Source organism: Pseudomonas sp. KH_027 (genome assembly GCF_057838565.1).
The window spans coordinates 4,239,606-4,259,538 of the sequence record NZ_CM174470.1 but is presented as its reverse complement, the minus strand read 5'-3'; the positions used below and the strand labels follow the sequence as shown (position 1 = coordinate 4,259,538).

21 protein-coding genes are annotated in these 19,933 nt (G+C 56.8%); all 21 read left to right on the top strand.

The features are described 5' to 3' along the window. Positions 1-70 precede the first annotated feature (70 nt). On the top strand, positions 71-436 hold the full coding sequence (rplL, locus tag AC3IYG_RS19965) for a 50S ribosomal protein L7/L12 (protein WP_489311225.1): 366 nt from the start codon (positions 71-73) through the stop codon (positions 434-436). Between the two features lie 221 nt (positions 437-657). Beyond that, positions 658-4,731 (top strand): DNA-directed RNA polymerase subunit beta, encoded by a 4,074-nt coding sequence (gene rpoB, locus AC3IYG_RS19960; RefSeq protein WP_489311224.1) that lies wholly within the window; start codon positions 658-660, stop codon positions 4,729-4,731. A gap of 64 nt (positions 4,732-4,795) precedes the next feature. After that, entirely contained in the window at positions 4,796-8,989 is a 4,194-nt protein-coding gene (gene rpoC / locus AC3IYG_RS19955; protein ID WP_489311223.1) for a DNA-directed RNA polymerase subunit beta', read from the top strand. Between the two features lie 193 nt (positions 8,990-9,182). Further along, positions 9,183-9,554, top strand: coding sequence for a 30S ribosomal protein S12 (gene rpsL, locus AC3IYG_RS19950; protein WP_003186084.1), 372 nt, complete (start codon positions 9,183-9,185; stop codon positions 9,552-9,554). A gap of 117 nt (positions 9,555-9,671) precedes the next feature. Next, positions 9,672-10,142 carry a 30S ribosomal protein S7 gene (rpsG, locus tag AC3IYG_RS19945; RefSeq protein ID WP_002555493.1) on the top strand — a complete coding sequence of 157 codons (471 nt, stop codon included), beginning with the start codon at positions 9,672-9,674 and terminating at the stop codon, positions 10,140-10,142. Positions 10,143-10,172: 30 nt separating this feature from the next. Continuing rightward, positions 10,173-12,275, top strand: a complete 2,103-nt coding sequence (fusA, locus tag AC3IYG_RS19940; RefSeq protein WP_489311222.1) for an elongation factor G — start codon at positions 10,173-10,175, stop codon at positions 12,273-12,275. 30 nt (positions 12,276-12,305) lie between these two features. Further along, entirely contained in the window at positions 12,306-13,499 is a 1,194-nt protein-coding gene (gene tuf / locus AC3IYG_RS19935; RefSeq protein WP_489311221.1) for an elongation factor Tu, read from the top strand. A gap of 139 nt (positions 13,500-13,638) precedes the next feature. Beyond that, the gene (rpsJ, locus tag AC3IYG_RS19930) at positions 13,639-13,950 is read left to right on the top strand and encodes a 30S ribosomal protein S10 (RefSeq protein WP_003186070.1); all 312 of its coding nucleotides are present in this window, start codon (positions 13,639-13,641) and stop codon (positions 13,948-13,950) included. 83 nt (positions 13,951-14,033) lie between these two features. Then, on the top strand, positions 14,034-14,669 hold the full coding sequence (gene rplC / locus AC3IYG_RS19925) for a 50S ribosomal protein L3 (protein ID WP_122453851.1): 636 nt from the start codon (positions 14,034-14,036) through the stop codon (positions 14,667-14,669). 12 nt (positions 14,670-14,681) lie between these two features. Next, positions 14,682-15,284 (top strand): 50S ribosomal protein L4, encoded by a 603-nt coding sequence (gene rplD / locus AC3IYG_RS19920; protein WP_137820055.1) that lies wholly within the window; start codon positions 14,682-14,684, stop codon positions 15,282-15,284. Continuing rightward, the gene (gene rplW / locus AC3IYG_RS19915) at positions 15,281-15,580 is read left to right on the top strand and encodes a 50S ribosomal protein L23 (protein WP_002555488.1); all 300 of its coding nucleotides are present in this window, start codon (positions 15,281-15,283) and stop codon (positions 15,578-15,580) included. Before rplD ends, rplW begins: the two co-directional genes overlap by 4 nt. Positions 15,581-15,594: 14 nt before the next feature. Next, positions 15,595-16,419, top strand: coding sequence for a 50S ribosomal protein L2 (gene rplB, locus AC3IYG_RS19910; protein WP_489311220.1), 825 nt, complete (start codon positions 15,595-15,597; stop codon positions 16,417-16,419). A gap of 16 nt (positions 16,420-16,435) precedes the next feature. Beyond that, complete coding sequence (gene rpsS, locus AC3IYG_RS19905; RefSeq protein ID WP_003255482.1) at positions 16,436-16,711, top strand: 30S ribosomal protein S19; 276 nt, start codon at positions 16,436-16,438, stop codon at positions 16,709-16,711. A gap of 13 nt (positions 16,712-16,724) precedes the next feature. Continuing rightward, positions 16,725-17,057 (top strand): 50S ribosomal protein L22, encoded by a 333-nt coding sequence (gene rplV / locus AC3IYG_RS19900; RefSeq protein WP_003210077.1) that lies wholly within the window; start codon positions 16,725-16,727, stop codon positions 17,055-17,057. A gap of 13 nt (positions 17,058-17,070) precedes the next feature. Next, the gene (gene rpsC / locus AC3IYG_RS19895) at positions 17,071-17,757 is read left to right on the top strand and encodes a 30S ribosomal protein S3 (protein WP_027982006.1); all 687 of its coding nucleotides are present in this window, start codon (positions 17,071-17,073) and stop codon (positions 17,755-17,757) included. 12 nt (positions 17,758-17,769) lie between these two features. Then, positions 17,770-18,183 carry a 50S ribosomal protein L16 gene (gene rplP, locus AC3IYG_RS19890; RefSeq protein WP_110618209.1) on the top strand — a complete coding sequence of 138 codons (414 nt, stop codon included), beginning with the start codon at positions 17,770-17,772 and terminating at the stop codon, positions 18,181-18,183. Continuing rightward, positions 18,183-18,374, top strand: a complete 192-nt coding sequence (gene rpmC, locus AC3IYG_RS19885) for a 50S ribosomal protein L29 (RefSeq protein WP_002555481.1) — start codon at positions 18,183-18,185, stop codon at positions 18,372-18,374. The genes rplP and rpmC overlap by 1 nt, the downstream gene beginning before the upstream one ends. Before the next feature lie 2 nt (positions 18,375-18,376). Then, on the top strand, positions 18,377-18,643 hold the full coding sequence (gene rpsQ, locus AC3IYG_RS19880; RefSeq protein ID WP_489311219.1) for a 30S ribosomal protein S17: 267 nt from the start codon (positions 18,377-18,379) through the stop codon (positions 18,641-18,643). Positions 18,644-18,666: 23 nt separating this feature from the next. Beyond that, positions 18,667-19,035: a 50S ribosomal protein L14 gene (gene rplN / locus AC3IYG_RS19875; protein ID WP_489311218.1), complete on the top strand. Its 369-nt coding sequence runs from the start codon at positions 18,667-18,669 to the stop codon at positions 19,033-19,035. Positions 19,036-19,046: 11 nt separating this feature from the next. Continuing rightward, positions 19,047-19,361 (top strand): 50S ribosomal protein L24, encoded by a 315-nt coding sequence (gene rplX, locus AC3IYG_RS19870; RefSeq protein WP_119952550.1) that lies wholly within the window; start codon positions 19,047-19,049, stop codon positions 19,359-19,361. A 20-nt stretch (positions 19,362-19,381) separates the two neighbouring features. After that, positions 19,382-19,921, top strand: coding sequence for a 50S ribosomal protein L5 (rplE, locus tag AC3IYG_RS19865; RefSeq protein ID WP_119952549.1), 540 nt, complete (start codon positions 19,382-19,384; stop codon positions 19,919-19,921). Positions 19,922-19,933: the final 12 nt, after the last annotated feature.

The window sequence follows — 19,933 nt, the reverse complement described above, 5'->3', positions numbered from 1 at the left end:
AAATTCTTTCAAGTTTATTTGTTTATTTCGATGGCCGCGAAGGCTGTCCCCCAATACAGGAATTAGAGTCATGGCTCTGTCTAACGAAGACATCATCGAAGCAATCGGCCAGAAAACCGTTCTGGAAGTTGTTGAACTGATCAAAGCAATGGAAGAGAAGTTCGGCGTTACCGCTGCTGCTGCTTCCGCTGGCCCAGCTGTAGCTGCTGCCGTTGCTGAAGAACAAACTGAATTCAACGTCATGCTGCTTGAAGCTGGCGAGAAGAAAGTTAACGTGATCAAGGTCGTTCGCGAACTGACCGGTCTGGGCCTGAAAGAAGCTAAAGCCGTTGTTGACAGCGCTCCTGGCATTGTCAAAGAAGGCGTGTCGAAAGACGAAGCTGAAGCTGCCAAGAAAGCCCTGGAAGAAGCAGGCGCCAAAGTCGAGCTCAAGTAAGCGACGACCTTGCGTCTACAGCCTAAGCGTTAAGCGAACGGCTGATGGCTGGTGGCTTTTGCCACCGGCCTTTTTCCGTTATAGGCCGCCTTCGACGGTTGGCCTTTAACCGAAGCGGTAACCACCCTGTGCGGTGGCGCAAACCAAAGGGTTTGCAAGATTTTCTGGCTGCTCCCGTCGGGAGGAGCCAAATAAGCAGGTGACCAAGCTGGGGAACGCTGATGGCTTACTCATATACTGAGAAAAAACGTATCCGCAAGGACTTTAGCAAGTTGCCGGATGTCATGGATGTGCCGTATCTCCTGGCCATCCAGCTGGATTCGTATCGCGAATTCCTGCAGGCGGGAGCGACGAAAGATCAGTTCCGCGACATCGGCCTGCATGCGGCCTTCAAGTCCGTTTTCCCGATTATCAGCTATTCCGGCAATGCTGCTCTGGAGTATGTCGGTTATCGCTTGGGCGAACCGGCATTTGACGTGAAAGAGTGCGTGCTGCGTGGCGTGACATTCGCCGTGCCGCTGCGGGTAAAAGTCCGTCTGATCATTTTCGATAAGGAATCGTCGAATAAAGCGATCAAGGACATTAAAGAGCAAGAAGTCTACATGGGGGAAATCCCCCTGATGACCGAGAACGGTACCTTCGTTATCAACGGTACCGAGCGTGTCATCGTTTCCCAGTTGCACCGCTCCCCAGGCGTGTTCTTCGACCACGACCGTGGCAAGACCCACAGCTCCGGTAAGTTGCTGTACTCCGCGCGGATCATTCCTTACCGCGGTTCGTGGTTGGACTTCGAGTTCGACCCGAAAGACGCGGTGTTCGTTCGTATCGACCGTCGTCGCAAGCTGCCGGCATCGGTTCTGCTGCGTGCGCTGGGTTACACCACCGAGCAAGTGCTCGACGCGTTCTATACGACCAACGTATTCCACGTGAAGGGCGAGAGCCTCAGCCTGGAGCTGGTTCCGCAGCGTCTGCGTGGTGAAATTGCCGTCCTCGACATCAAGGACGAGAAGGGCAAGGTCATCGTTGAGCAGGGGCGCCGTATTACCGCGCGCCATATCAACCAGTTGGAAAAAGCCGGCATCAAAGAGCTGGAAGTTCCGCTGGACTACGTGATCGGCCGCACCAGCGCCAAGGCGATCGTGCACCCGGCCACTGGTGAGATCCTCGCCGAGTGCAATACCGAGCTGAACACCGAGATCCTGGCAAAAATCGCCAAGGCTCAGGTTGTGCGCATCGAAACGTTGTACACCAACGACATCGATTGCGGCCCGTTCATCTCCGATACCCTGAAAATCGACTCCACTACCAATCAGTTGGAAGCGCTGGTCGAGATCTACCGCATGATGCGTCCCGGCGAGCCGCCGACCAAGGATGCTGCCGAAACCCTGTTCAACAACCTGTTCTTCAGCGCCGAGCGTTACGACCTCTCCGCCGTTGGCCGGATGAAGTTCAACCGTCGTATCGGTCGTACCGAGATCGAAGGTTCGGGCGTGTTGAGCAAGGAAGATATCGTCGAGGTTCTGAAGACCCTGGTCGATATCCGTAACGGCAAAGGCATCGTCGACGACATCGACCACCTGGGTAACCGTCGTGTTCGCTGCGTAGGCGAAATGGCCGAGAACCAGTTCCGCGTTGGCCTGGTGCGTGTTGAGCGTGCGGTCAAAGAGCGTCTGTCGATGGCCGAAAGCGAAGGCCTGATGCCGCAAGACCTGATCAACGCCAAGCCGGTTGCGGCGGCGGTGAAAGAGTTCTTCGGTTCCAGCCAGCTCTCGCAGTTCATGGACCAGAACAACCCGCTCTCCGAGATCACCCACAAGCGCCGTGTTTCGGCTCTTGGCCCGGGCGGTCTGACCCGTGAGCGCGCAGGCTTCGAAGTTCGTGACGTACACCCGACGCACTACGGTCGCGTATGCCCGATCGAAACGCCGGAAGGTCCGAATATCGGTCTGATCAACTCCCTGGCGGCCTATGCCCGCACTAACCAGTACGGCTTCCTGGAAAGCCCGTACCGTGTAGTGAAGGACACCCTGGTCACTGACGAAATCGTGTTCCTCTCGGCGATCGAAGAGGCGGATCACGTGATCGCTCAGGCATCGGCAACGATGAACCAGAAAGGTCAGCTGGTCGACGAACTGGTAGCCGTACGTCACCTGAACGAGTTCACCGTCAAGGTGCCGGAAGACGTCACGCTGATGGACGTTTCGCCGAAGCAGGTTGTGTCCGTCGCCGCTTCGCTGATCCCGTTCCTCGAGCATGACGACGCCAACCGTGCGTTGATGGGTTCGAACATGCAGCGTCAGGCTGTACCGACTCTGCGTTCCGATAAGCCGCTGGTCGGCACCGGGATGGAGCGTAACGTAGCGCGCGACTCGGGCGTTTGCGTCGTGGCTCGTCGCGGCGGCGTGATCGACTCGGTCGATGCCAGCCGTATCGTGGTGCGTGTGGCGGATGATGAAGTTGAAACCGGCGAAGCTGGTGTCGACATCTACAACCTGACCAAATACACCCGTTCGAACCAGAACACCTGCATCAACCAGCGTCCGCTGGTGAGCAAAGGTGACAAGGTCGAGCGTAGCGACATCCTGGCTGACGGCCCGTCCACCGATATGGGTGAGCTGGCGCTGGGCCAGAACATGCGCATCGCGTTCATGGCCTGGAACGGTTACAACTTCGAAGACTCCATCCTCCTCTCGGAGCGTGTGGTTCAGGAAGACCGCTTCACCACGATCCACATCCAGGAACTGACCTGTGTGGCGCGTGACACCAAGCTCGGGCCAGAAGAGATCACTTCGGACATTCCGAACGTGGGCGAAGCTGCGCTGAACAAGCTGGACGAAGCCGGCATCGTTTACGTAGGTGCTGAAGTTGGCGCTGGCGACATTCTGGTCGGTAAGGTCACCCCGAAAGGCGAGACCCAGCTGACTCCGGAAGAGAAGCTGCTGCGTGCCATCTTCGGTGAAAAAGCGTCCGACGTTAAAGACACCTCCCTGCGCGTGCCGACTGGCACCAAGGGTACGGTCATCGACGTGCAGGTCTTCACCCGTGACGGCGTTGAGCGCGATGCGCGCGCGCTGTCGATCGAGAAGATGCAGCTCGACGAGATCCGTAAGGATCTGAACGAAGAGTTCCGTATCGTTGAAGGTGCAACCTTCGAACGTCTGCGCTCCGCCCTGGTCGGCAAGAAGGCCGAAGGTGGTGCGGGCCTGAAGAAAGGCGCCGAGATCACCGACGAGTTCCTCGACGGCCTCGAGCGTGGTCAGTGGTTCAAGCTGCGCATGGCTGAAGATGCTCTGAACGAGCAGCTTGAGAAGGCGCAGGCTTACATCATCGACCGTCGCCAGATGCTCGACGACAAGTTCGAAGACAAGAAGCGCAAGCTGCAGCAGGGCGATGACCTGGCTCCGGGCGTACTGAAGATCGTCAAGGTTTACCTGGCAATCCGTCGTCGCATCCAGCCGGGCGACAAGATGGCCGGTCGTCACGGTAACAAGGGTGTGGTCTCGGTGATCATGCCGGTCGAAGACATGCCGCACGATGCCCATGGCACCCCGGTCGACATCGTCCTCAACCCGTTGGGCGTACCTTCGCGTATGAACGTCGGTCAGATCCTTGAAACCCACCTGGGCCTCGCGGCCAAAGGCCTGGGCGAGAAGATCAACCGCATGCTCGAAGAGCAGCGCAAGGTCGCCGATCTGCGCAAGTTCCTGCACCAGATCTACAACGAGATCGGTGGCCGTCAGGAAACGCTGGCAGACCTCACCGACCAGGAAATCCTGGATCTGGCGAAGAACCTGCGTGGCGGTGTGCCGATGGCGACTCCGGTGTTTGACGGCGCCAAGGAAAGCGAAATCAAGGCCATGCTGAAACTGGCAGATCTGCCGGAAAGCGGCCAGATGCAGCTGTTCGATGGTCGTACCGGCAACAAGTTCGAGCGTCCGGTGACCGTTGGTTACATGTACATGCTGAAACTGAACCACCTGGTGGACGACAAGATGCACGCGCGTTCCACGGGTTCCTACAGCCTGGTTACCCAGCAGCCGCTGGGTGGTAAGGCGCAGTTCGGTGGTCAGCGCTTCGGGGAGATGGAAGTGTGGGCGTTGGAAGCATATGGCGCCGCGTACACCCTGCAGGAAATGCTGACCGTTAAGTCGGATGACGTGAACGGCCGTACCAAGATGTACAAAAACATCGTGGACGGCGATCACCGTATGGAGCCGGGCATGCCCGAGTCTTTCAACGTGTTGATCAAAGAAATCCGTTCGCTCGGTATCGATATCGATCTGGAAACCGAATAACACGTGACGCGCATCGGGAGCGGGGCTGTTTAGCCCGCTCCTTGCTCCGCCAGGAGGAAAGGCCTTGAAAGACCTACTGAATTTGCTGAAAAACCAGGGTCAAGTCGAAGAGTTCGATGCCATCCGTATTGGGTTGGCCTCGCCAGAGATGATCCGTTCGTGGTCGTTCGGTGAAGTTAAAAAGCCGGAAACCATCAACTACCGTACGTTCAAACCCGAGCGTGACGGCCTGTTCTGCGCCAAGATCTTTGGCCCAGTCAAAGACTACGAGTGCCTGTGCGGCAAGTACAAGCGCCTCAAGCACCGCGGCGTGATCTGCGAGAAGTGCGGCGTTGAAGTGGCCTTGGCCAAGGTTCGTCGTGAGCGCATGGCGCACATCGAACTGGCATCGCCGGTTGCCCACATCTGGTTCCTCAAGTCGCTGCCGAGCCGTATCGGCCTGCTGCTGGACATGACCCTGCGTGATATCGAACGCGTTCTCTATTTCGAGAGCTATGTCGTTATCGATCCGGGCATGACCACTCTGGAAAAAGGCCAGTTGCTGAACGACGAGCAGTACTTCGAAGCCATCGAAGAGTTCGGTGACGACTTCGACGCCCGCATGGGTGCCGAGGCTGTGCGCGAGTTGCTCAGCGCTATCGATCTGGAGCACGAGACTGCCCGCCTGCGTGAAGAAATTCCGCAGACCAACTCGGAAACCAAGATCAAGAAGCTGTCCAAGCGCCTGAAGCTGATGGAGGCCTTCCAGGGCTCCGGCAACCATCCTGAGTGGATGGTGCTGACCGTTCTGCCGGTTCTGCCGCCAGATCTGCGTCCGTTGGTTCCGTTGGATGGCGGTCGTTTCGCGACCTCTGACCTGAACGATCTGTATCGTCGGGTGATCAACCGTAACAACCGTCTGAAGCGCCTGCTCGACCTGTCCGCACCGGACATCATCGTGCGCAACGAAAAGCGCATGCTGCAGGAAGCGGTCGACGCCCTGCTCGACAACGGCCGTCGCGGTCGTGCCATCACTGGCTCGAACAAGCGTCCGCTGAAGTCCTTGGCTGACATGATCAAGGGTAAGCAAGGTCGTTTCCGTCAGAACTTGCTCGGTAAGCGCGTGGACTACTCCGGTCGTTCGGTAATTACCGTGGGCCCGACCCTGCGTCTGCACCAGTGCGGTCTGCCAAAGAAAATGGCCCTCGAGCTGTTCAAACCGTTCATTTTCGGCAAGTTGGAAATGCGTGGCCTGGCCACCACCATCAAGGCCGCGAAGAAGATGGTCGAGCGCGAGCTGCCGGAAGTGTGGGACGTTCTCGCTGAAGTGATTCGCGAACACCCCGTACTGCTCAACCGTGCACCGACCCTGCACCGTCTGGGTATCCAGGCGTTTGAACCGGTTCTGATCGAAGGTAAGGCGATTCAGCTGCACCCGCTGGTCTGCGCCGCGTACAACGCCGACTTCGACGGCGACCAAATGGCCGTGCACGTACCGCTGACGCTGGAAGCCCAGCTCGAAGCGCGCGCGTTGATGATGTCGACCAACAACATCCTGTCGCCAGCCAACGGTGAGCCAATCATCGTGCCGTCGCAGGACGTGGTATTGGGTCTGTACTACATGACCCGTGAAGCGATCAACGCCAAGGGCGAAGGCCGCGTATTCGCTGACCTGCAGGAAGTCGACCGGGTATTCCGTGGCGGCGAGGCAGCGCTGCACGCCAAGGTCAAAGTGCGTATCAACGAGGTCATCAAAGACCGCGATGGCAGCATCACCAAGAACACCCGTATCGTCGACACCACTGTCGGCCGTGCGCTGCTGTTCCAGGTGGTTCCGGAAGGCCTGTCGTATGACGTGGTCAACCTGCCGATGAAGAAGAAGGCGATCTCCAAGCTGATCAACCAGTGCTACCGCACCTGTGGCTTGAAAGACACCGTGATCTTCGCTGACCAACTGATGTACACCGGCTTCGCCTACTCGACGATCTCCGGCGTTTCCATCGGCGTGAATGACTTCGTCATTCCGGATGAGAAGGCGCGCATCATCGATGCGGCCACCGAAGAGGTTAAGGAAATCGAAAGCCAGTACGCCTCCGGCCTGGTAACCCAGGGCGAGAAGTACAACAAGGTGATCGACCTCTGGTCCAAGGCCAACGACGAAGTGTCGAAGGCGATGATGGCGAACCTCTCGAAAGAGAAGGTCATCGACCGTCATGGCAAGGAAGTCGATCAGGAGTCCTTCAACTCCATGTACATGATGGCCGACTCGGGTGCGCGGGGTTCTGCTGCGCAGATCCGTCAGCTCGCCGGTATGCGGGGCCTGATGGCCAAGCCGGACGGCTCGATCATCGAGACGCCGATCACCGCGAACTTCCGCGAAGGTCTGTCGGTACTGCAGTACTTCATCTCGACGCACGGTGCGCGTAAAGGTCTGGCGGATACCGCGTTGAAAACCGCGAACTCCGGTTACCTGACCCGTCGTCTGGTGGACGTTGCGCAGGACTTGGTAGTGACCGCGATCGATTGCGGTACCGAACACGGCTTGCTGATGACGCCGCACATTGAAGGCGGCGACGTGGTCGAGCCGCTGGGCGAGCGCGTATTGGGTCGAGTGATCGCCCGTGACGTGTTCAAGCCTGGCTCCGAAGAGGTGCTGGTTCCGGCCGGTACGTTGGTCGATGAGCAGTGGGTCGAGTTCATCGAGCTGAACAGCATCGACGAAGTGATCGTGCGTTCGCCGATCAGCTGTGAAACCCGCTACGGCATCTGCGCCAAGTGCTACGGTCGCGACCTGGCCCGTGGTCACCAGATCAACATCGGTGAAGCGGTCGGCGTAATCGCTGCTCAGTCGATTGGTGAGCCGGGTACCCAGCTGACCATGCGTACGTTCCACATCGGTGGTGCGGCAAGCCGGACTTCGGCTGCCGACAGCGTCCAGGTGAAGAACGGCGGTACTGTTCGTCTGCACAACCTGAAGCACGTCGAGCGTCTGGACGGCAACCTGGTGGCGGTATCCCGCTCCGGTGAACTGGCCATCGCGGATGACTTCGGTCGTGAGCGCGAGCGTTACAAGCTGCCGTACGGTGCCGTGATTTCGGTGAAGGAAGGCGACAAAGTGGATGCCGGCGCGATCGTCGCCAAATGGGATCCGCACACCCACCCGATCGTTACCGAAATGAAAGGTACCGTGACCTATGTGGGCATGGAAGAAGGCATCACCATCAAGCGTCAGACCGACGAATTGACCGGTATGACCAACATCGAAGTGCTTGATGCCAAAGACCGTCCAGCGGCTGGCAAGGACATCCGTCCGGCCGTGAAGATGGTCGGTGTCGATGGCAAGGATCTGCTGTTGCCGGGTACCGACGTACCGGCTCAGTACTTCCTGCCGGCTAACGCCTTGGTCGGCGTGGCGGATGGCGTGCAAGTGGGTATCGGTGATGTTATCGCCCGTATCCCGCAAGAAACCTCCAAGACCCGTGACATCACCGGTGGTCTGCCGCGCGTTGCCGACTTGTTCGAAGCGCGTCGCCCGAAAGAGGCCTCGATTCTGGCCGAAATCAGCGGCACCATCGCCTTCGGTAAAGAGACCAAGGGCAAGCGCCGTCTGGTTATCACGCCGAACGATGGCAGCGATCCGTACGAGGAGCTGATTCCGAAGTGGCGTCACCTGAACGTCTTCGAAGGCGAACAAGTGAACCGCGGCGAAGTCATCTCCGACGGCCCGAGCGATCCGCACGATATCCTGCGTTTGCTGGGTGTCAGCGCACTGGCCAAGTACATCGTCAACGAGATCCAGGATGTTTACCGCCTGCAGGGCGTGAAGATCAACGACAAGCACATCGAGACCATCCTGCGTCAGATGCTGCGTAAAGTTGAGATCACCGAATCCGGTGATTCCAGCTTCATCAAGGGCGACCAGATGGAGTTGACTCACGTACTGGTAGAGAACGAGCGTCTGAGCGCGGATGAGAAATTCATCTCCAAGTTCGACCGCGTTCTGCTGGGTATCACCAAGGCTTCGCTGTCCACCGAGTCGTTCATCTCTGCGGCCTCCTTCCAGGAGACCACCCGCGTCCTCACTGAGGCAGCGGTTACTGGCAAGCGTGACTTCCTGCGCGGCCTGAAAGAGAACGTGGTGGTGGGTCGTCTGATCCCGGCCGGTACTGGTTTGGCTTACCACAGTGAGCGCAAGCGTCGTCGTGAAGCCGGCAAGCCGGTTCAGGTCAGCGCGAGCGAAGCTGAAGCCCAGCTGTCCGAAGCGTTGAACAACCTGTAATCGATACGGGTTGTAATTGAGAGCGAGGCCCGATGCGGTGTTCAGTGATGAACAGCTCATCGGGCCTCGTCTTGACTGGGTGCTAGAACCTCTTTAGACTCTTGTACCCCTAAATTTGGCGGGGCTTTTATCCTGTCATTTTTTGTTTGTGTTGAAAGACAATAGCGTCGAAAGACAACAGTGGAGCTAGTAGATGGCAACTATCAACCAGCTGGTACGTCAGCCGCGTAAGCGTATCGTCGAGAAATCCGACGTGCCTGCGCTGCAGAACTGCCCGCAACGTCGTGGCGTATGCACTCGCGTGTATACCACTACGCCGAAAAAACCTAACTCGGCACTGCGTAAAGTATGCCGCGTGCGTCTGACCAACGGTTTCGAGGTTTCCTCGTACATCGGCGGTGAAGGCCACAACCTGCAAGAGCACAGCGTGGTGCTGATCCGCGGCGGTCGTGTAAAAGACTTGCCAGGTGTTCGTTACCACACCGTTCGCGGCTCCTTGGATACTTCCGGCGTTAAAGGCCGTAACCAGGGTCGTTCGAAGTACGGTACCAAGCGTCCGAAGTAATCGGCGCTTGAACTGAATTGCAGATTTCTATTTTTCTGAGTCGATAAGAGTAAGGTCGGGCGTAACCAGACGGTTATGGTCCCGGGCTAACCTGAAGACCGTTTGAGGGCTTATCAAATGCCAAGAAGACGTGTAGCAGCCAAGCGCGAAGTGCTTGACGATCCAAAATACGGCAGCCAAATCCTGGCCAAGTTCATGAACCACGTGATGGAAAGCGGCAAAAAAGCCGTTGCCGAGCGTATCGTTTATGGCGCGCTGGAAAAGGTTAAAGAACGCAAGAACAGCGATCCCCTGGAAATCTTCGAGAAAGCTCTCGACGCCATCGCTCCGCTGGTCGAAGTGAAGTCGCGCCGTGTAGGCGGTGCTACTTACCAGGTTCCGGTCGAAGTTCGTCCGTCCCGTCGTAACGCCCTGGCCATGCGCTGGTTGGTGGATTTCGCCCGTAAGCGTGGCGAGAAATCCATGGCCCTGCGTTTGGCTGGTGAGTTGCTGGATGCCGCTGAAGGCAAAGGTGCTGCTGTTAAGAAGCGTGAAGACGTGCACCGCATGGCAGAAGCCAACAAGGCCTTCTCGCACTACCGCTTCTAAATTCGGCGCTTCTAAATTTGCGAGGGCTTTATGGCTCGTACTACACCGATTAACCGCTACCGCAACATCGGTATCGTCGCGCACGTGGATGCTGGCAAGACCACCACGACGGAGCGGGTTCTGTTCTACACGGGCGTCAACCACAAAATGGGCGAGGTGCATGATGGCGCCGCGACCATGGACTGGATGGTGCAGGAGCAGGAGCGTGGTATCACTATCACCTCCGCTGCGACTACTGCGTTCTGGGCTGGCTCTTCCAAGCAGTTCGACCGCTACCGTTTCAACATCATCGACACCCCCGGGCACGTTGACTTCACCATCGAAGTAGAGCGCTCCTTGCGCGTACTCGACGGCGCGGTCGTGGTGTTCTGCGGCACGTCCGGTGTTGAGCCGCAGTCCGAAACCGTATGGCGTCAAGCCAACAAGTACGGTGTTCCCCGTCTTGTCTACGTGAACAAGATGGACCGCGCTGGCGCCAACTTCCTGCGCGTCATCGGTCAGATCAAAGAGCGTCTGGGTCACACGCCGGTGCCAATCCAATTGGCTATCGGTTCCGAGGATAACTTCGCGGGTCAGATCGATCTGATCAAGATGAAGGCTATCTACTGGAATGACGAAGACCAGGGTATGACCTTCCGCGAGGAAGAGATCCCGGCTGAGCTTCAGGGTCTGGCTGAAGAGTGGCGCAGCAACATGGTCGAGGCAGCTGCCGAGGCCAATGAAGAGTTCATGAACAAGTACCTCGAAGGTGAAGAACTCACCATCGAAGAAATCAAGGCTGGTCTGCGTCAGCGCACTATCGCTGGCGAAATCGTTCCGGCTGTTTGTGGTTCTTCGTTCAAGAACAAGGGTGTTCCTCTGGTTCTCGACGCCGTTATCGATTACCTGCCTGCTCCGGTTGATATTCCGGCGATCAAGGGTACCGATCCGGATGACGAAACCGTCGATATGGAGCGTCATGCCGATGACAGCGAGCCGTTCTCGGCCCTGGCATTCAAGATCGCTACCGATCCGTTCGTGGGTACCCTGACTTTTGCGCGCGTTTACTCGGGCGTATTGAGCTCTGGCGATGCCGTCAGCAACTCGGTCAAAGGCAAGAAAGAGCGCGTTGGTCGTATGGTGCAAATGCATGCGAACACCCGTGAGGAAATCAAGGAAGTGCGCGCTGGCGACATCGCGGCACTGATCGGCATGAAGGACGTCACCACCGGTGACACCCTGTGCTCCCTTGAGAAGCCGATCATCCTGGTTCGTATGGACTTCCCGGAGCCGGTTATCTCGGTTGCCGTTGAGCCGAAGACCAAGGTCGACCAGGAAAAAATGGGTATCGCGCTGGGCAAGCTTGCTCAGGAAGACCCGTCTTTCCGCGTCAAGACCGACGAAGAGACTGGTCAGACGATCATCTCGGGTATGGGTGAATTGCACCTGGACATCCTCGTCGACCGCATGAAGCGCGAGTTCGGTGTGGAAGCTAACATCGGTAAGCCGCAGGTTGCTTACCGTGAGACCATTCGCAACAAATGCGAAATCGAAGGCAAGTTCGTGCGTCAATCCGGTGGTCGTGGCCAGTTTGGTCATTGCTGGATTCGCTTCGAGCCGGCTGACGAAGGTCAGGAAGGTCTGCAATTCGTCAACGAAGTAGTGGGTGGTGTGGTTCCGAAGGAATACATCCCGGCTATTCAGAAGGGTATCGAAGAGCAGATGAAAAACGGCGTTGTTGCCGGTTATCCGCTCATCGGCCTGAAAGCTGCGGTCTTCGATGGTTCTTACCATGATGTCGACTCTAACGAGATGGCATTCAAGATCGCTGCTTCCATGGCGACCAAGCAGCTGGCCCAAAAGGGCGGCGCTGTACTGCTTGAGCCGATCATGAAAGTGGAAGTGGTAACACCAGAAGACTACATGGGTGACGTGATGGGCGACCTGAACCGTCGTCGTGGTCTGATCCAGGGTATGGAAGATACGGTTGCCGGCAAAGTGATTCGTGCCGAGGTTCCGTTGGGTGAGATGTTCGGTTATGCGACCGACGTCCGCTCCATGTCTCAGGGTCGCGCCAGCTACTCCATGGAATTCTCGAAGTACTCAGAAGCTCCGTCGAACATCGCCGAAGCTATCGTCAAGAAACAAGGCTGATCCAGCCCTTTAGGCAAGAGGTTTACTGTCGTGGCTAAAGAAAAATTTGAACGTAACAAACCGCACTTGAACGTTGGCACCATTGGTCACGTAGACCATGGCAAGACAACTTTGACTGCTGCTCTGACCAAAGTTTGCGCTGAAGCCTTCGGTGGTTCCGCGCGTGACTTCGCCCAGATCGACAACGCGCCGGAAGAAAAAGCTCGTGGTATCACGATCAACACTTCCCACGTTGAATACGATTCGGCTATCCGTCACTACGCACACGTTGACTGCCCGGGCCACGCTGACTATGTGAAAAACATGATCACTGGTGCTGCGCAGATGGACGGCGCGATCCTGGTTTGCTCGGCCGCCGATGGTCCGATGCCGCAAACCCGTGAGCACATCCTGCTGTCCCGTCAGGTAGGCGTTCCGTACATCGTGGTCTTCCTGAACAAGGCTGACATGGTGGACGACGCTGAGCTGCTGGAACTGGTAGAGATGGAAGTGCGTGACCTGCTCAGCACTTACGACTTCCCGGGCGACGACACTCCGATCGTGATCGGTTCCGCGCTGATGGCGTTGAACGGTCAAGACGACAACGAGATGGGCGTTTCTGCCGTGCGCAAGCTGGTTGAAACCCTCGACACCTACATCCCGCAACCTGAGCGTGCAATCGACAAGCCGTTCCTGATGCCGATCGAGGACGTGTTCTCCATCTCCGGTCGCGGCACCGTGGTAACCGGTCGTGTTGAGCGTGGCATCGTCAAGATCCAGGAAGAAGTGGAAATTGTTGGTATCCGTGATACCACCAAGACCATCTGCACTGGTGTTGAGATGTTCCGCAAGCTGCTGGACGAAGGCCGTGCTGGTGAGAACGTTGGCGTACTGCTGCGTGGCACCAAGCGTGATGACGTTGAGCGTGGTCAGGTACTGGCCAAGCCGGGCACCATCAAGCCGCACACCAAGTTCGAAGGCGAAGTTTACATTCTGAGCAAAGAAGAAGGCGGCCGTCATACTCCGTTCTTCAAGGGCTACCGTCCGCAGTTCTACTTCCGTACAACTGACGTAACCGGTAACTGCGAACTGCCAGAAGGCGTTGAAATGGTAATGCCGGGCGACAACATCAAAATGGTTGTCACCCTGATTGCCCCGATCGCGATGGAAGACGGTCTGCGTTTCGCCATCCGTGAAGGCGGTCGTACCGTCGGCGCTGGTGTAGTAGCCAAAATCATCGAGTAATCGTTGATTCTTGAAAAAGCCCCCGCTTGCGGGGGCTTTTTTATTGAGTTGACACCCAGAGGGGGCGTCTATAGAATTGCGCCTCCTTTTAACGGGCGTATTGCGCCCGTTGGGAATAGCTACTGGGAGTCTGAGGTCAATGCAAAATCAACAAATCCGGATACGGTTGAAGGCTTTTGATCATCGCCTGATCGACCAATCCACCCAGGAAATCGTGGAAACCGCGAAACGTACTGGTGCTCAAGTGCGTGGTCCGATTCCTCTGCCTACTCGCAAAGAGCGGTTCACTGTTCTGGTTTCCCCGCACGTCAACAAAGACGCGCGTGACCAGTACGAGATCCGTACTCACAAGCGCGTTCTGGACATCGTCCAGCCAACGGATAAAACCGTTGACGCTCTTATGAAGCTCGACCTTGCGGCTGGCGTGGAAGTGCAGATCAGCCTCGGCTAAGACCTTCTGGTCTAAGTCGTGTAACGCTCTGAAATGGGCGGCCATAGCGGGTGAAAGCCCCGTACACTCATGAGGTTTACAACATGACTATTGGTGTAGTCGGTCGTAAATGCGGTATGACCCGTATTTTCACCGAAGAAGGTGTCTCCATTCCGGTTACGGTCATTGAGATCGAGCCGAATCGCGTCACCCAGTTCAAAACCGAAGAAAGCGATGGCTATCGTGCAGTGCAGGTCACTGTCGGTGAGCGTCGTGCTTCGCGCGTGACTGCTGCTCAAGCAGGCCACTTCGCTAAAGCAAACGTAGCTGCCGGTCGCGGCGTCTGGGAATTCCGTCTTGAAGAAGGCGAGTACCAGGCTGGCGATCTGATCAATGCAGAAATTTTCCAAGCAGGTCAGCTGGTGGATGTCACCGGTCAGTCCAAGGGTAAAGGCTTCGCCGGTACCATCAAGCGCTGGAACTTCCGCGGTCAAGATAACACCCACGGTAACTCCGTCTCCCACCGCGTCCCTGGCTCCATCGGCCAGTGCCAGACTCCTGGTCGTGTATTCAAGGGCAAAAAAATGTCCGGTCATATGGGCGCTGAGCGCGTGACCGTGCAGTCCCTGGAAGTTGTGCGCGTCGACGCTGAACGCAATCTGCTGCTGGTCAAGGGCGCTGTGCCTGGCGCTACCGGCGGCAACCTGGTTGTGCGTCCGGCAGCCAAGGCTCGCGGTTAAGGGGAAGCTGACATGCAATTAAATGTAAATGACGCTCAGGCGATCGAAGTTTCCGAAGCAACCTTCGGCGGCGAATTCAACGAGACGCTGGTACACCAGGCAGTCGTAGCCTACATGGCTGGCGGTCGTCAGGGCAGCAAGCAGCAAAAGACTCGTTCCGACGTTTCCGGTGGCGGTAAGCGCCCGTGGCGTCAGAAGGGTACTGGCCGTGCTCGTGCCGGTACTATCCGTAGCCCAATCTGGCGTGGCGGCGGTACCACTTTCGCAGCGCGTCCGCAGGATCACTCGCAGAAGCTGAACAAGAAGATGTACCGCGCAGCACTGCGCTCCATCCTTGCTGAGCTGGTGCGCACTGATCGTCTGGTTGTGGTTCAAGACTTCGCTGTCGAAGCACCGAAAACCAAAGATCTGCTGAACAAGCTGAATGGCATGGGTCTGACAGACGTTCTGATCGTGTCCGATGCTGTTGATCAGAATCTGTACCTGGCTGCTCGCAACCTGCCGCACGTTGATGTGCGTGATGTACAGGGTTCCGATCCGGTCAGTCTGATCGCATACGACAAAGTGTTGATCACTGTGTCGGCCGTGAAGAAATTCGAGGAGCTGCTGGGATGAACCAGGAACGCGTATTTAAAGTGCTACTTGGCCCGCACGTCTCTGAGAAAGCCACGGTTTTGGCTGACAAAAAAGGCCAGTTCGTTTTCAAGGTTGCTACCGATGCAACCAAGCTGGAAATCAAGAAGGCCGTCGAAAGCCTGTTCAGCGTGAAAGTAGAGCGTGTGACTACCCTGAATGTTCTGGGTAAAAGCAAGCGTACTGCTCGCGGTCTGGGCAAGCGTAACGACTGGAAGAAGGCAGTTATCTCCCTTCAGCCGGGCCAAGATCTCGACTTCAGCAGCAGTGCTGAGTAAGGAAGGGGTGCATCATGGCAATCGTTAAATGCAAACCGACTTCCGCTGGCCGCCGTTTTGTGGTCAAGGTGGTCAACCAGGAGCTGCACAAAGGCGCTCCTCACGCACCGCTGCTCGAGAAAAAGTCGAAGTCTGGTGGTCGTAACAACAATGGCCGTATTACCACGCGTCACATCGGTGGTGGTCATAAGCAGCATTACCGTCTGGTCGATTTCCGTCGCAACGACAAAGATGGCATTCCAGCCACTGTCGAGCGCATTGAATATGACCCGAACCGTACCGCGCACATCGCTCTGTTGATGTACGCAGACGGCGAGCGCCGTTACATCATCGCCCCTAAAGGCGTGAGTGCTGGCGACCAGTTGATCGCAGGTGCTCTGGCGCCGATCAAGCCGGGCAATGCTCTGCAACTGCGTAACATGCCGGTCGGTAGCACCGTGCATGGCGTTGAACTGAAGCCGGGTAAAGGTGCTCAGATCGCTCGTTCCGCTGGCGCTTCGGCTCAGCTGATCGCTCGTGAAGGCGCGTACGTGACCCTGCGTCTGCGTTCCGGTGAAATGCGTAAAGTGCTGGCCGAATGCCGCGCGACCCTGGGCGAAGTCTCGAACTCCGAGCACAGCCTGCGTTCGCTGGGTAAAGCTGGTGCCAAACGCTGGCGTGGCGTTCGCCCGACCGTTCGTGGTGTTGCCATGAACCCAGTCGACCACCCACATGGTGGTGGTGAAGGTCGTACCTCTGGTGGTCGTCATCCGGTGTCTCCATGGGGCTTCCCGACTAAGGGCGCGAAGACTCGTGGTAACAAGCGCACCGATAAAATGATCGTCCGTCGTCGCAAGTAAATAGAGGGATACGACAGTGCCACGTTCTCTGAAAAAAGGTCCTTTTATCGATCTTCACCTACTGAAGAAGGTCGAAGTGGCGGTGGAAAAGAACGATCGCAAGCCGGTGAAAACCTGGTCGCGCCGTTCCATGATCCTGCCACAAATGGTCGGTCTGACCATCGCTGTACACAACGGTCGCCAGCACGTCCCCGTTCTCGTGAACGAAGACATGGTCGGCCACAAACTGGGCGAGTTCGCCGGTACCCGCACTTATCGTGGGCACGTGGCTGACAAGAAAGCCAAGCGTTAAGGGGTAAGGAACGATGGAAGTAGCCGCTAAGTTGTCGGGCGCTCGAATCTCCGCCCAGAAAGCCCGCTTGGTCGCCGACCAGATCCGCGGGAAGAAGGTGGGCGAAGCGCTCAACCTGTTGGCTTTCAGCAGTAAGAAAGCCGCCGAGATCATCAAGAAAGTGCTGGAGTCGGCTGTAGCCAACGCCGAGCACAACGAAGGCGCAGACGTTGATGACCTTAAGGTCAGCACCGTTTTCGTCAACGAAGGGCGTTCGCTGAAGCGCATCATGCCGCGTGCCAAAGGCCGCGCTGATCGCATCGTCAAGCGGTCTTGCCATATCACTGTCAAGGTTGCTGACAAGTAACGGAGTCGAAGAGATGGGTCAGAAAGTACATCCCATTGGCATTCGCCTGGGTATCGTCAAGGAACACACCTCCGTCTGGTATGCAGACGGCCGGACTTATGCGGACTACTTGTTCGCTGATCTGAAGGTGCGTGAGTATCTCCAAGACAAATTAAAAAGCGCGTCCGTCAGCCGTATCGATATTCATCGTCCGGCTCAAACAGCACGTATCACCATCCACACCGCTCGTCCCGGCATCGTGATCGGCAAGAAAGGTGAGGATGTTGAGAAGCTGCGTCAGGACCTGACCAAGCAAATGGGTGTGCCTGTGCACATCAATATCGAAGAGATCCGCAAGCCGGAGCTCGACGGTATGCTGGTTGCGCAGAGCGTAGCTCAGCAGCTGGAGCGTCGTGTGATGTTCCGTCGCGCTATGAAACGCGCTGTACAGAACGCCATGCGCATTGGTGCCAAGGGCATCAAAATCCAAGTGAGCGGTCGTTTGGGCGGTGCAGAAATTGCCCGTACCGAGTGGTATCGCGAAGGTCGTGTGCCGTTGCACACCCTGCGTGCCGATATCGACTATGCCACGTACGAAGCGCACACCACTTATGGTGTGATCGGTGTCAAGGTTTGGATCTTCAAAGGCGAAGTAATTGGTGGTCGCCAGGAAGAACTGAAACCACAAGCACCTGCGCCTCGTAAAAAAGCCGCTAAGTAAGGGGTACGCCAAATGTTGCAACCAAAGCGTACGAAGTTCCGCAAGCAGATGACAGGCCACAACCGTGGCTTGGCGCAACGCGGTAGCAAAGTCAGCTTCGGCGAGTTCGCCCTGAAGTCTGTTGCCCGCGGTCGTCTCACCGCCCGTCAGATCGAGTCCGCTCGTCGTGCTCTGACTCGTCACGTTAAGCGTGGCGGGAAAATCTGGATTCGCGTGTTCCCTGACAAACCGGTCACCAAGAAGCCTCTCGAAGTGCGGATGGGTAAAGGTAAGGGTAGCGTTGAGTATTGGGTTGCCCAGATTCAGCCAGGCAAAGTCCTGTATGAAATCGAGGGTGTTTCCGAAGAGCTGGCGCGTGAGGCTTTCGCCCTGGCTGCTGCAAAGCTGCCGCTCGCCACCTCCTTTGTTAAGCGGACGGTGATGTGATGAAAGCGAATGAACTTCGTGAAAAATCAGCACAGCAGCTGAACGAGCAACTGCTCGGCCTGCTGCGCGACCAGTTCAATCTGCGTATGCAGAAAGCAACTGGCCAGTTGGGGCAGTCTCACCTGCTCTCGCAAGTTAAGCGTGACATCGCTCGCGTGAAGACTGTGCTCAACCAGCAGGCAGGTAAGTAATCATGGCTGAAGCCGAAAAAACCGTCCGTACGCTGACTGGCCGTGTGGTCAGCGACAAGATGGACAAGACCATCACCGTTCTGATCGAGCGCCGCGTTAAGCACCCGATCTACGGTAAATACGTGAAGCGTTCGACCAAGCTGCACGCCCACGACGAAACCAATCAATGCCACATCGGCGACAAGGTCACTATTCGTGAAACTCGTCCGATGGCCAAGACCAAAACTTGGGCACTGGTTGAAGTTCTCGAACGCGCAGTGGAAGTCTAAGGACTAGGGGTCGGAGAAATTATATGATTCAGACTCAATCCATGCTCGATGTAGCCGACAACAGTGGCGCTCGCCGAGTGATGTGCATCAAGGTGTTGGGCGGTTCGCACCGTCGTTATGCTGGCATCGGCGACATCATCAAAGTTACCGTGAAGGAAGCAATTCCGCGCGGTAAGGTCAAAAAAGGCCAGGTGATGACTGCTGTTGTCGTTCGCACTCGCCACGGTGTCCGTCGTCCAGACGGCTCCATCATTCGTTTTGATGGCAACGCTGCGGTCATGCTGAACAACAAGCAAGAGCCGATCGGCACCCGTATCTTCGGGCCCGTGACCCGTGAGCTTCGTTCCGAGAAGTTCATGAAGATCGTCTCGCTCGCCCCTGAAGTGCTGTAAGGAGATCCGACATGCAAAAGATTCGTCGTGACGACGAGATCATCGTGATCGCCGGCAAAGACAAAGGTAAGCGTGGCAAGGTGCTCAAGGTTCTCGCTGACGACCGTCTGGTCGTTGGTGGGATCAACCTGGTGAAGCGCCATACCAAGCCGAACCCGATGTCGGGCGTTCAAGGCGGTATCGTCGAAAAAGAGGCGCCGCTGCACGCCTCTAACGTCGCCATTTTCAATGGTGAAACCAGCAAGGCTGACCGCGTTGGTTTCAAAGTAGAAGACGGTAAAAAAATTCGTGTCTTCAAGTCGACCCAAAAAGCGGTTGATGCTTGAACACTGCTAGGTAGAAGACCATGGCACGACTAAAAGAGATTTACCGGAAGGAAATCGCTCCGAAGCTTAAGGAAGAACTCAAGCTTTCGAACGTGATGGAAGTTCCGCGCGTTACCAAAATCACCCTGAACATGGGTCTTGGCGAAGCGATCGGTGACAAGAAAATCATCGAGCACGCTGTAGCGGATTTGGAAAAAATCACCGGTCAGAAAGTCATCGTGACTTACGCTCGGAAATCCATCGCGGGCTTCAAAGTCCGTGAGGGCTGGCCGATCGGCGTTAAAGTTACCTTGCGTCGCGATCGTATGTACGAATTCCTGGATCGTCTGCTTTCGATCTCCCTGCCGCGCGTGCGTGACTTCCGCGGCCTGAATGCCAAGTCCTTCGATGGTCGTGGCAACTACAGCATGGGCGTTAAAGAGCAGATCATTTTCCCGGAAATCGATTACGACAAGATCGATGCTCTGCGCGGTCTGGACATCACCCTGACCACCACTGCTCGTACGGATGATGAAGGTCGCGCCTTGCTGCGTGCTTTCAACTTCCCGTTCCGCAACTGATCGGAGTAGGAA